This window comes from Paenibacillus sp. B01 (assembly GCF_009649995.1).
Lineage (GTDB): Bacteria > Bacillota > Bacilli > Paenibacillales > Paenibacillaceae > Paenibacillus_O > Paenibacillus_O pasadenensis.
The window spans coordinates 2,353,309-2,365,834 of record NZ_CP045802.1 but is presented as its reverse complement, the minus strand read 5'-3'; the positions used below and the strand labels follow the sequence as shown (position 1 = coordinate 2,365,834).

Here is a 12,526-nt window from a genome sequence, read left to right as displayed (position 1 = left end):
GGATTCCTTTTGCTCCACTGAAATACGAAAGTTCTACCCCTGAATATGAGGTCTGCCAAACAACACTTGCTTGTCCGAATCAAACAGATTGCGGTACACTACTTGTCCCCGGCTTGAGGAAGCATCTACAACTTTGCCATCCCCCGCATAAATTCCAACGTGGGTAATATCCATAAACCTACCATTTCGCTCATAGCTCCAAAATACAAGATCGCCAGGAACCAGGTCTGCCGCGCTTACTGTCAGGCCATTTTCTACGCAAAATCTTGCTTGTTCCGCTGCGGTTCGCGGCAGGTTAATGCGTAGCTGTCGATAAACCCACTGAACGAGATAGCTACAATCTGTAAAGTCATCCTGTCCGGCCTTCGGTTGACTGTACGGATCACCTAAACGAGTTAGCGCCAATTTGACGACTTCACTGCCTATTTCTCCCTCGGGCAAATGCTGCCCTATATCCGCAAGCTGTCCCGGCGTCAAGCCGACATCCGTTTCTTTACCGAGCATCTCAAACATGAGTGGCCGAAACTCCCCAGACATCATTTCTCTCATGATGTCCATCTGTTCATTAGTAAAGTGGTAGGAGTCAGCTTGTTGCTCCGCAGTTTTGCTCGAAACGGTAATATGCAAAATGTGTTCATAACTGGTAGTCGTCTCTTCGCTGGTACTCCCATCTTCATGCTCTACCGGAACGGTTTCCGTATGTTCGATCGTTTCAATACGGGATTCCAGTTGATTCATGTCCCAAAACACCGATTGGATGATCCCGATCCTTGTTGCATCAAGTGTTGCTACATCCATTCCGTTTTCTGAATCCATGACAGTCTTCACGGCAAAAACGGCTATAATATCCATCCAATTATCTATTCGCGTGTTATCCGCGCTGCCGGGATAATGAAACTCCACCCGGTCTACACGGCCAGAGGACTGCTGTATTTCTGCCAGTCGGTCGGCATACTCAATGTCCAGCTCTTGAACGATTCGGGAAAGCGGCTTTACATCGGCATCCGTATTTTCGCCGGATACAAAGATACTGAAAGGCGAGGAAATGACAGCAGCTATTGCCATAACAATGCACAATAATACAATAACGGAACTACTGATTCCCAAAAGCGCGGCTACTCCTTTGACAAGCAAAGCGGCTGCTTTTACTACCATTTTAATGATCCGAAGATTTAATCGCGCTGCAGCTTGTGCCCTTTGAATGGAGCGGCGGGCAGTCATCGCCATCTGTGCAGTCCGCTGCGCTGTCCTGGCGCTATTCATTTTTCCTTCCGCTTGATAATCAGAGTGGCTTTTAGCCTGTCCTAGCCGTTGTCCCGTTTTTATAAATGGCGATAATGTCTTAAATTTCCTTTCTTTACGTTTGATCGTATGGCTTGCTTGCTTTGATATAGCGAAGGGGATTCGGGATGACGGTGGCCTGAAATGCCGCTTCCTCATGCTTACGGACGTTAGCGCTTTTGGACGATTCACGCGTACATTTGCTGAATGAGATGCCGCGGCGGCTAATGCTCCTTTTTTCCCGGCCGGTTCTTGATCTCTACCTTCCCGATTTAGAATTCGGTTAGTAAAGCTATTTTTGCGAAGAGGATGCAAAAGCCGGGCATTGACCCGGCTCCGTATAAAGCGTTGTTTTCTTGATTGATGGTTAGCTGACAAGAGATATTTCCCATCTACCGGCTTGCGGAGATGCAACCTACGGGCAAGTCGCAATTGACGTGTACCTGAAGGCTTAGTAATTATAGCAGCGGGGTTCTGTATCGATACCGTATCCCCTTCTGACTTTGCCCGCCTTTTTTGAATGAGCCTTATCAATCTTTTGCTAGCAACCACGCCCATACCAATTTGAAAACGTACCGTTTTATCTATGGCCGATGCAGAATGGTGCTGCGCATATTCATTTGGAGATTGTGAAATCGTCTTGTCATTGTCTTTATGCTGTTTTGTGCGTGCGCTCGAATGTTTTACACGATCCATCAAGTTTGGCAGTTTGTCCAAACGTTTAATGTCTTTCACAACAGTCCTCGTTTTAATATCCTTCATCTATTCCACTCCCTTAACTAGTTGACATTCAGCGAACTTGTTCGTTCAGCCGCTTGAAATTCTTCTCCTGGCTTCGGCAATAATCCGGATAACGAAGTTGAATCGCTTCAAAAAAATAGGGAGCGTAGCTGCAATCGAATAATTCGTGGGGAGTAGAGTAGCGTTCCCCACCTTTTTCCGTCCAGCCATTCCACAGATTAAAAGCAAGCCTGCACACGCGGATAGAACTACCGGTTTGCCACGAGGCTGCGAGACCTCCGGGCTTAATGCCCCCATTAGAAAAATCAAACAAATCGCGGATATGACTCCGAGTATCGCGGGAAATACCTAATGTGTAGAAAAGTGCCCGATGATAGCCGTCGCTGCATTTCCTTTCATCAAGCATCCGATAGTAGAAACTTTCGTGTTCAGCATCTCGAAATCGAATCGGATTCATTGTTACCTGCCCCCCTCATGGAAAATGAGCGGCTGGTTATAACCAGCCGCCGCCTACATAAAGCTCTTTACCTATCTGTTCATTTTGGCAAGAAAATCGGACCCTTTGACCTACCGCAATCACATTTTTTTGAGAAACTGCGCCATTTGTTTTAAGCCGCGTTCAATAGATTTTCGTACTGCCCGTTCATCAACTTGCTCAGCTTGGGCAATCGCTACTTTGCTCATGTCTAAGAAGAAGTGAGCATAAATTCGTCTGAACGATTTTTCCGGCAATCGACACATAGCCGCATAAAGCTGCTCATTGGAAAGCTTACGCTCGTAATATTCCTCCGGGGAAATCGAAAGGAAAAGAACATCTTGTTCTATACCGTCGTTCCGATCAAGCGAGTAATAAGCGCGATGACGATAGGTGCGCAATTTATATGCACTTTCGTTTAAGTCGAAACGGCGGATTTCTTGTGCCACTTCATCATCTAAGTCGATCCATACATCCGTTTTGATAAAGGGATACATGTCCCGCAAATTAATCCTTTTCATATTCGTCCCTCCATTTTGGTTTGTGGGCAAACCAAAATGGAGGGGGAGAGCGACAGCCAACGCTCCCTTTAAAACGATTGTTGATTTTGTTACATAAATAAAAAAGACCTTGCCGCTCAGCAATCCAATGCTGATTTGCAGCCAAGTCTGATAGTAATATCCATCGTTGAGGCGTTATGAGCCATACGAATAGTAAAAACACATAAAAGGATCGTGGTTTGACATTGCATGCAACGTGGGGCACATAATATCAATTTCCCTCCTCACATGGCAACACCATTGCGAGAGGAATAGCCAGTCTGTTTTATGATGGTGTTGTCCTACGTTTTAGTTCAAACGCTCCTTTTTGACTGTCCCGTATCACATGCCTTCAGCACTCGTCACTGTAATAGCTACCTTCTTTTGGGTTTCAATCAGAAAATAAAAAAGAGCGCTTCGCTTCTTTTTGCTGATCATCACAGCAAAAAATGAAGCGGCGCTCAATGGCTGGAATGCAAAGTAATGCGCATAGCATAAATACAGATGTATCCAGTTCAGGATGCATTTCTACCTATTTCTAAAAAAACAGATTAATAGGAACCGCATCATCGCCCTCCTTTCATCGGTATGATTGTACGACTTAATGCGGAAACATGACGAAACCATGGAACAAGTTATGCCCGTTTCGTCAATCCTTGCTTCACAAACATAAAGGACAGCCGATGATCTTGTAGGCTGCCCTTAAGCTTGCTATACTATCATCGTATCAGGAAAATCGTGCATATCGGGTGCACAATTCGTGCAAAACAAGAGCAAATCTAGTGCAGCGTTCGGTGCATGTTCGGTGCAAGAAAGATTCACGGCATCTCATCTCTTGGTGAGGAGTTAATCGTACTCGGAGAGATTGAACTGACTGCTAAAAATGGGGGTAGACCCTAGAGCCTGTTTGAAAAGATGGGGGATTGAGGTGATATTCTTCAATTCACGAACCATAAAAATAGAAGATGCGTATGTGCATCTTCTGAAGTAATGATATGATCAGTCTTCTCCAAAGGAATCCAGTTCCAACAGGACCGCCCGATCTTTGATTTTTCGATATACTTTATGCAGAATTCGCTTCCGATGATAAAAGAACGCGCGGCGGGAAAGTGCAATGCGATCTATAATGACCGAAAGCGCCAGTTTATCCAAATATCGTAGACGAACGAACAAAATTTCCTCTGTGGTGAGAGCCGAGAAAGCGTAATCGATCAATCCGATTCTCGATAATAGCAACGGGATTTCATGTTCAGTGATCTCTATCCGATGAATGACCGTACGCAACAATGGTTCTTGTTTTCTTCCATTGCCATGATTCACCCACTCATGCAAAGCCCTCGTTAATCCCGGAATATGCTTAAGCTCTGCCTGCGCATATTCCAACCTTGCTTTCCAATCACTATAGGACATAAGCCATGCTTCAACTTTTTCATAGGGGATGGACTGTTGAGTAAGATTCATCAAACACCCTCCCCAATTCCAAGAAATACTACAACTCTCCTTCCGCAAAACTGCTGAATGAAGTGCAAATCAATCCATGTTAATAAACATAATTCACGCTCCGTTTCTAATTGATCCATGACGATCATCCCTTCATTGTTATATTGGGGACAGCCGCATAATTACGTAAGTTAAAGGCACCATCCTCTTCATTTTACGAGAGCCTGTCCCATTTTGATTTACTTCAGACTCCGATTCACGACAACAATCTCCAGCATTCATCTTTTTTCTCTCCACCTCCTTTGGTACGGGATAATATTCCTATTTTCCCTTAGATTACCCCTTCATTTTACCTATTATTAGTTCGAATGGGGAGGGTGATCTTTTTGTCACCCTCTGTCATGATAATTTTGTCGAAAATCCCCGAATTTTCCCAAAGCTTGTTTCAATTTCAGTCCCATTAACTCACGTAGCATAGTGCTGATCATACAGACCTCTTCGTTTCGCCTTCTCAGCAGCTTCTCGAATGGATCGGGTGTCGAATTTACGAGTGATATGCCGAACGTGCGATTTTAGGGTGTTCGAAGTAATGCCAAGTAATTCTCTGATAATTGTCTGTCGATAGCCCAAGCCTATGAGTTGCAAAATTTCTTTTTCCGTAGGTGTGAGCATGCAATGCAATTCTTTTCGCTTTATAAGCTCGATCTCACTACGGATTATCGTCGCGACATCCGCATGGAGAGAGGACTGACGTCGGTGAGCTTCTCTGATCGCAACCGGTATGTCCATATAGTTGGACTTTGTAATATAATTGACCGCTCCGGCAACAACTGCATCGACCATGACTTCCGGATCATGTATCGAAGAAAGGACAATAATCGGTAACTCTTTATTTCTGAGAATCTCCGCTGCGGCGTCCAGCCCGTCTCGTTTGGGCGAATTCAAAATCATTTCCAAGATCATTACGTCTACGTCTAATTGTACACTCGCTCGAATCGCTTCCTCTTTTGTCGAAACGATGTTAGATAAATAAATATCTGGCTCGGATTCAAGCAACATAGCGAGTCGCTGTTGCCAAGCTAGGTCACCATCCGCCAGTAATACTTTGATACTCCCGTTCCTACGGATCATATCTTTTATCTCTACAGAAAAGCTTGTTTGTTTGTTCATAATCGATCACCTCTTTTATTTTCAAATGACAAAAAGACACGCCCTCTCACTGGCGTGCCTGCTTGTCATCTTGGTGTGGTTTGAGAGGGTAACCCGGCGATCATTGCACTAGTGCAGAAGACCCGTGGCTTTGCGTCCCTGTCTTTCGATCAGGTTTGCCTTTTTTCCTAGTCTATTCGACATATTGAATTAATTTATTTTACCATATTTCAATAGATGCCAAAAAGTTTGCTTGGTGTCAACCTTAGTAACGTATGTTCGAACATAGCGCAACCCACTTCTTCTTTCGGGGGTCTCGCCAACATTTTAACGAAAATATACGCTAAGCAAAGGCGAAGGCGCTGCCAACTTACCGGCAGCGCCTTATTGTTTATGCCGAACATGTTCAACTCAACTCGAGCTGCAACAGTTCGGCCCTTCACGGCTCAAGCCTTGATGGCACGTATCGCGGCAGACACCAGGTATTGTTCGACATTTGCGCCGGGAATCCAATCCTTGATGAACGTCTGGGATTCGTCTTTAGGTTCGATCTCAATTTGGGTAAACCCGCTTTGCGCAAGCATGGCTTCCAACTCCCCGATAGAGGAAGCTCCTGAAATACACCCTGAATAGATACGGTCGATATCCTGCTTGATTTCTTCCGGAAAATCGGCTGTTGCCACGACATCCGATATGGCCAGTCTGCCGCCGTCACGCAGCACACGGAACGCCTCGTCAAACACCTGCTGCTTCGATGGGGACAGATTAATGACACAGTTTGAAATAATCACGTCAACCGAGTGGTCCTGAACCGGCAGATGCTCTATCTCGCCCAACCGAAATTCCGTATTGGTAAATCCGCTTTTACTGGAATTTTCGCGGGCGCGGCTGACCATTTCCGGTGTCATATCTACACCAATGACGCGGCCGGAAGCGCCCACCTGACGGGAGGCAAGAAAGCAATCAAACCCGCCGCCGCTGCCCAGGTCCAGCACGACTTCTCCCGGTTGCAAAGCAGCAATGGCTTGCGGATTGCCACAGCCGAGGCCCAGATTCGCCCCATCTGGAACGGCTGTTAATTCTTCTGACGAGTAGCCCATTTTAGCGGAAACATCCGCGGCCGAACCACAGCAATCATTGGCTGGCGCTGGCTTACAACAGGACCCCGCCCCTACGTCCTGTAAGGCGATTTCTTTATACCGATTCCGAACGTTTTGACGAATTTGATCATTACTTACTTGATTCATGAAAGTTCACTCCTTAGTTTTTTATACATCAACAGCAGCTCGTAACGCAGCAAGCCGTTGGTGTTGCACGAATGATTGGCCGTCGGTTAAAGAATCGGACCGATTGCTTTTGCATAGCGTCTGACCATTTCCACGCTTCTCTAGCAGATCGTTCGATTTCCCTTTGGCGTTGTTTCATAAGCATTTCCGCAGCAAACCAATTGAGGTTCAAGTCGGTCCCATCCTTTTATCAAAAAATGTAAGCATTCAGTGTTTAAGGTGATGCAAAAGCTTTTTAACAACAAACTGCGCGTCCGGCCCCCCCCCCCTTATGGTAGCAGAAGCAAAGGAACGCTGCCCTTCCAGCCCCACATAATAAAGTCCCGGAACGTCGCTTATGCCTGCTTGATGTAACGGCCTTCCTTCCGAATCCAGCGCGCCAATCGCTTGAAGGTAGGGAAGATACGGCCGGTAGCCTGTCGCAAAGATCACCGTATCTACCGGCTCTTTTGTCCCGTTCGGCCAAATCACGCCATCCTCATAAAAGGATGTGAACATCGGTTGTTGATCTGGTTTTCCTGCCGCTACTTTTTCTTTGTACCCGCCCGAATCGTTCACCGCACTTGAACTCGGCGCGGTTTTCCCGAACCGCCAAAAAGGAAAGGTGTCAAACCCAATCAGTTTGATCCAAAAATGCACATCCTGATCCAACAGCCTCGATTTCATGAATTGGATCGGCCGGAGTACCGCTAAAGACGTCTTGCTCACCTCGGCCAGCTCAACTCCGATCTGTACGGCAGAATTGCCACGCCCGACCACCACTACGCGTTGATTGCGAAATGGCTCCGGATTCCGGTATTCGGAGGAATGAAGTGTGCGGCCTTGAAACGCCTCCTGCCCCGGTAAAACTGGCGTATAGGGATTGTGAAATGAGCCGGCCGCATTAATGATGGTGCGTGCCCGAAACGTATCCCCTACCATCGTACGGACCGTAAACCCTTCTCCATCCCTTTCGACCGATGCTACGCGTTGATTGGTTCGGACCGGCAATTGAAATTTTGCCCGGTAATCCTGTAAATAACGAATGACTTCATCACGCTTGGGATAGCCATTCGGATCGCCGGGGAATGTCATGCCTGGCATCGACGAGAAACGTGCCGGAGAGAACAGTTTGAGACTATCGTAATAACGCGGCCACGAGCCCCCCGCCTCGTCGCCCGCGTCCAAAATCAGATATCGAAGTCCTTTCTTCTGTAGATGATAGCCGGAAGCCAGACCCGCCTGCCCCCCTCCAATGACAATCGTATCCAATACCTCATTCATACCCAACACCCTCCGATTTATTTGCAAAATGCAAGTATTAGAGAAAAGAAATCACCCGATGGGGGTGGAACAGCAAAGGCTGGATTTTGACATAGCTTCATTCAAAAGCTTAATGGAGCGAATGACCGTTTCTTTTTCAAAATCGTTCATGTGAGAGAAAATCTCTGCTAAATAAGCGTTACATTGCTGGTCAATCGTTGTGGCTACATATTTGCCTTCTGTCGTGAGAGAAAGCACAAATACCCTTCGGTCGTTGGGATCGGGCGATTTTTTCACTAAGTTCATTTTGATTAACGATTGGATTTGTCGGCTAAAGGTCGTTATATCGGTTCCTAACGCCTCGGCTACCTGCTGAATGGACGGTTGATGCTGACGATCGATCTCGTAAAGAATATGGCTTTGCACTAAGGAAATATCGCAGCCACCGGCGGTGCAGCAATTTTTATTGAGAAACCCAAAACGGCGTGTCATGATCTGAAATAGTTCGCGAACATTTTCCACTGTGATTCACCTCATGTTTCAGTTATACAATATATATTTGCAAATTGCAAATATTTTTAATCGCACAAAAAGAAAACCACTCGGCTGAGTGGTCTCTTGCTTGCTTATTTACCGGGATATAGTTGGTGCAAACATTCTCTCTGTGATGGCTTAATATCAATGATGTTGCGAATGCTCTTTGCCTTGGCCTCGGCTTCGTCAAGCGTATCGCTTAATCCCAAGGCAAGCAAGGTGCCAGCGGCTACCGTACCGGTCCGTCCCTTTCCTCCGCCACAATGAAAAGCAACTTTCTTGTTTTGGTGATAAGCTTCGGTGACGGCCTGGATCGCTTGACCGAAGGCTTTTTCTTGCGGCATAGCGGCATGATCTGCTAACGGAATTTGAATCCATTTCGCACTCGCCGCTGGATAGGTGCATTCCGTCGCTTCGCCGCGAAGATCCACGATCACGTCGATACCTTCATTTTTTACCATCGATTCCACATCAGTTGCCGCGCCCATGAAAATTTTATCCGGAATCAAAGCATGGTAGGTTTTTTCAGACGCCATAGACTATACTCCTTTTTTAAACGATCCAAACTCAATCGGAACCGGGGCCGCTGGCGGCGCGCAGCAAAGGGACAAATCCCTGGCTTCTCCGGCGGATTCGAATTCGGAATCTTCTTTTGTGTAGAAAATCTCCCAAGCGTTGCCGTCCGGATCATACACCCAAACTTTATCCTGCACCGCATAGCAACATGTGGTATTCATCTCGTCAATCAGCAGCAGTCCGCTTTGACGAAGCCTCTCCCCTATGGCCAGCACTTCTTCCGTATTATTGACTTGGAAGCCCAAGTGATTCAGTACACCCTTTTGTTCGAAGGGGCGCACATTGAGCGAAAAATGCAGCGCCGGTTCTTCTAACTCGAATTTGGCGTAATTATCTTTAATCTTACTCGGTTCGGCCCCAAAAAAAGCGCGATAGAACTCCAGAGACTTGTTCAGCTCCGTACAGTTTAAAGCAACATGCATTCGTTTGATCATCGTCGCCACCTCATTTCCCTTCTTTGACGAATTGTTCAATCCGGCTCTTAATCGAATCGCGAACGGTGCGGAACTGGTTCATGATTTCTTCTTCGGTTCCGGTTGCTTTTGCCGGATCATCAAAACCCCAATGCCATTTCGTTACGTTCTTGTTGGAGATCACAGGGCAATGCTCGTCGGCGTGGCCGCATAAGGTAATGACATAATCGGCGCGATTCAAAATGTCCGGATCGATCACATCGGAGGTGTTTTTGCTAATATCTACCCCAGCTTCTTGCATGACTTGCACCGCACGCGGATTCAGTCCGTGTGCTTCAAGACCTGCGCTTTTGACTTCATATTTGTCGCTGCCTAGCGCGTTTAAAAACCCGTCCGCGATTTGGCTTCTGCAAGAATTTCCGGTGCACAAAAAATAAATTAACGGTTTTTTCTCCATGGTGAACAATCTCCTTTTGATTTCAATTCATTAATCGCCTTGATGAACTCTTTTCGCTTGTTTACTTCCCATAAAAGACTTCATGATCATTGCAACCACCACCAGGACGACCACAATCACCGCAATACATAGCCATACATTCACCTGTAGCGTCTGGAGAACATAAAGCCATACATAAAGACCGGTGAGCGTTATGAACAACGTGGGAATGGTTAACAAGATGCCGACTTTAAAATAATAGCCCCATCTGATTTTCACGTTTTTTGTGGATAGTACATGCAGCCAAAGCAGCGTGGCCAGGGAGCCGATTGGCGTAATTTTCGGCCCTAAGTCCGAACCGATCACATTCGCATAGATCAGCGCCTCACGAATGAATCCATCGGTTTGTGTACCTTGGATGGCCAACGCATCAATCATGACCGTTGGCATGTTGTTCATAATGGACGACAGGATGGCTGCAATAAAGCCCATCCCTACGGTAGCCACAAATAACCCTTTGTCTGCGACCGCTTGAATGACGCTGCCCAGTGCATCCGTAAGTCCGGCATTGCGCAAGCCATAAACGACCACATACATGCCGATAGAGAAGATCACGACAGCCCAGGGAGCGCCTTTTACCAGTTTCCAAGTATGAATCGCAGGGCTCTTTCTCGCCGCGAACAAAAAGGCAATCGCTGCAACCCCGGCAATAATGGATACAGGGATCGAGAAAAATTCGCTAATAAAATACGCAACAAGCAGCGCGGTTAAAATGACCCAAGATAACTTAAACAGCCGCATATCCTTGATGGCTTCCTTCGGCCTTTTCAGTTGCGTGAGATTGTAATTGTTCGGGATGCTTTTCCGGAAATACAGATACAGCACAATGAGGCTCGCTATGACGGAAAAGAAATTCGGAACAATCATGCGGCTCGCGTATTCCGCAAAACCGATGTTGAAATAATCGGCGGATACAATATTCACCAAGTTGCTGACGACAAGCGGTAAAGATGCCGTATCGGCAATGAACCCACTCGCCATAATAAACGGTAGGATCATCTTTTCATCAAACTTAAGCGCCCGGACCATGGCGAGCACAATCGGCGTAATAATCAAGGCCCCGCCGTCATTGGCAAACAGCGCGGCAACCGCCGATCCAAGCAGGATGATAAATACAAACATGAGTAGACCGTTTCCGCGTGCCAGCCGCGCCATATGCAAGGCAGCCCACTCAAAAAATCCGATTTCATCCAGCACCAGTGAGATTAAAATAATGGCCACAAACGCCAAGGTGGCATTCCACACGATGCCGGTTACGGTGCCGACGTCAGCGAAGCTGACCACGCCAAATATTAAAGCAAGGATCGCTCCGACACTTGCCGACCAGCCGATGTTTAATCCTTTCGGTTGCCAGATGACAAAAAGCAACGTTACCAAGAAAATGAAAATCGCTACATAAACCATATGCGTCCTCCTGAACTACGTACAGCAATCATTGGTTTCGCAAACGACAGGCTCAATCATCGCCGCTTGCGAAGGAATTTCCTTTAGAATATCCAAAATATAAGGCTTGTCTTCCAGGCAGAGCGAATAATAAACCCATTGCCCCCTGCGGGACTCTTTGACCAAGCCCCCGTCCCTCAGCTTGCGCATATGCTGACTGATATTGGGCTGGCTTGTTTTCAAAATGTCCACGATCTCGCACACGCACAGTTCCTTCACCTGCAACATGGCTACGATAGTGAGCCTGTTCCGGTCCCCTAATAGCTTCAAGGCATCCGCTACTTCTTCTAGTTTGCTCAACTGCTTCACTCCTTTTAAGCGACGGGAATGTCCATCCCTTTTAACAACCCAATCACTTTCTCCCGAATCTCGTCACGCGCTCTCTTCACGTCTTCCAGGCTGCCGCCGTCTACGGCCAACGGGTCAGGGATGTTCCACTCGACGTTCATGATCTTAAACGGTACGATAGGACAGCGCTCCACAATTTGTTCGCACAGCTTGACGATCGCATTCGACGCTAGAAAAAATTTCATATCAATTTTTTTGCAAACATGCTGGGAAAGATCGATGCCTACCTCACGCATAGCTTCAATGGTGTAAGGATGCACTTCTTCGGATGGATTTAATCCAGCACTCTCCACCACTACATGATCCCCGCCATAAAACTTGGCAAAAGCTTCGGCCATCTGACTTCGGCACCGATTTTGCCCGCAAAGGAAATAAATTCGTTTGACTTCCCGTTTCATTCTCCCACACTCCCCTACCCGCTGTAAATAGCCATATAATTATTTGCTTATTTCTATTATGATCATATACGCCAATTGTTAACGCAGTATCAACGTTGAAAAGAATATTTTAGATATGTTTGATAGATAATCAAATATACATTTGAATAATCGAAAAGTTTGTTG

At 46.6% G+C, this 12,526-nt stretch carries 14 protein-coding genes and 1 riboswitch; all 14 genes read right to left on the bottom strand.

Translation table 11 applies throughout. The annotated features are described in order from the left end of the window. Window positions 1-33: 33 nt before the first annotated feature. The 14 genes from GE073_RS25435 to GE073_RS10090 all read right to left on the bottom strand — a co-directional run bounded on the left by GE073_RS25435 (window position 34) and on the right by GE073_RS10090 (window position 12,361). Window positions 34-2,043 carry a C40 family peptidase gene (locus GE073_RS25435; RefSeq protein ID WP_021877430.1) on the bottom strand — a complete coding sequence of 670 codons (2,010 nt, stop codon included), beginning with the start codon at window positions 2,041-2,043 and terminating at the stop codon, window positions 34-36. Window positions 2,044-2,071: 28 nt separating this feature from the next. Further along, the gene (locus GE073_RS10150; RefSeq protein ID WP_021877429.1) at window positions 2,072-2,479 is read right to left on the bottom strand and encodes a DUF6075 family protein; all 408 of its coding nucleotides are present in this window, start codon (window positions 2,477-2,479) and stop codon (window positions 2,072-2,074) included. Between the two features lie 119 nt (window positions 2,480-2,598). Then, window positions 2,599-3,018, bottom strand: coding sequence for a sigma factor-like helix-turn-helix DNA-binding protein (locus GE073_RS10145; RefSeq protein ID WP_048744023.1), 420 nt, complete (start codon window positions 3,016-3,018; stop codon window positions 2,599-2,601). Between the two features lie 1,017 nt (window positions 3,019-4,035). Beyond that, a complete protein-coding gene (locus tag GE073_RS10140; protein WP_021877427.1) occupies window positions 4,036-4,497 on the bottom strand; it encodes a hypothetical protein in 462 nt (153 codons plus the stop codon). A gap of 444 nt (window positions 4,498-4,941) precedes the next feature. Further along, on the bottom strand, window positions 4,942-5,646 hold the full coding sequence (locus GE073_RS10135; protein ID WP_048744021.1) for a response regulator transcription factor: 705 nt from the start codon (window positions 5,644-5,646) through the stop codon (window positions 4,942-4,944). 84 nt (window positions 5,647-5,730) lie between these two features. Further along, window positions 5,731-5,816, bottom strand: a riboswitch (cyclic di-GMP riboswitch). A 255-nt stretch (window positions 5,817-6,071) separates the two neighbouring features. After that, complete coding sequence (locus tag GE073_RS10130) at window positions 6,072-6,872, bottom strand: arsenite methyltransferase (protein WP_021877425.1); 801 nt, start codon at window positions 6,870-6,872, stop codon at window positions 6,072-6,074. 246 nt (window positions 6,873-7,118) lie between these two features. Continuing rightward, window positions 7,119-8,174, bottom strand: a complete 1,056-nt coding sequence (locus tag GE073_RS10125; RefSeq protein ID WP_048744018.1) for a flavin-containing monooxygenase — start codon at window positions 8,172-8,174, stop codon at window positions 7,119-7,121. A gap of 51 nt (window positions 8,175-8,225) precedes the next feature. After that, window positions 8,226-8,675 (bottom strand): MarR family winged helix-turn-helix transcriptional regulator, encoded by a 450-nt coding sequence (locus GE073_RS10120; protein WP_048744016.1) that lies wholly within the window; start codon window positions 8,673-8,675, stop codon window positions 8,226-8,228. Window positions 8,676-8,779: 104 nt separating this feature from the next. Next, window positions 8,780-9,223, bottom strand: coding sequence for a protein-tyrosine phosphatase family protein (locus GE073_RS10115; protein WP_021877422.1), 444 nt, complete (start codon window positions 9,221-9,223; stop codon window positions 8,780-8,782). Window positions 9,224-9,226: 3 nt separating this feature from the next. Next, a complete protein-coding gene (locus GE073_RS10110) occupies window positions 9,227-9,697 on the bottom strand; it encodes an ArsI/CadI family heavy metal resistance metalloenzyme (RefSeq protein ID WP_028598746.1) in 471 nt (156 codons plus the stop codon). 10 nt (window positions 9,698-9,707) lie between these two features. Further along, window positions 9,708-10,133 (bottom strand): arsenate reductase (thioredoxin), encoded by a 426-nt coding sequence (gene arsC / locus GE073_RS10105; protein WP_048744013.1) that lies wholly within the window; start codon window positions 10,131-10,133, stop codon window positions 9,708-9,710. A 30-nt stretch (window positions 10,134-10,163) separates the two neighbouring features. After that, window positions 10,164-11,576: an arsenic transporter gene (locus GE073_RS10100; protein WP_021877420.1), complete on the bottom strand. Its 1,413-nt coding sequence runs from the start codon at window positions 11,574-11,576 to the stop codon at window positions 10,164-10,166. 15 nt (window positions 11,577-11,591) lie between these two features. Further along, complete coding sequence (locus GE073_RS10095) at window positions 11,592-11,915, bottom strand: ArsR/SmtB family transcription factor (RefSeq protein ID WP_048744011.1); 324 nt, start codon at window positions 11,913-11,915, stop codon at window positions 11,592-11,594. A gap of 14 nt (window positions 11,916-11,929) precedes the next feature. Further along, complete coding sequence (locus GE073_RS10090) at window positions 11,930-12,361, bottom strand: arsenate reductase ArsC (protein WP_021877418.1); 432 nt, start codon at window positions 12,359-12,361, stop codon at window positions 11,930-11,932. Between the last annotated feature and the right edge of the window lie 165 nt (window positions 12,362-12,526).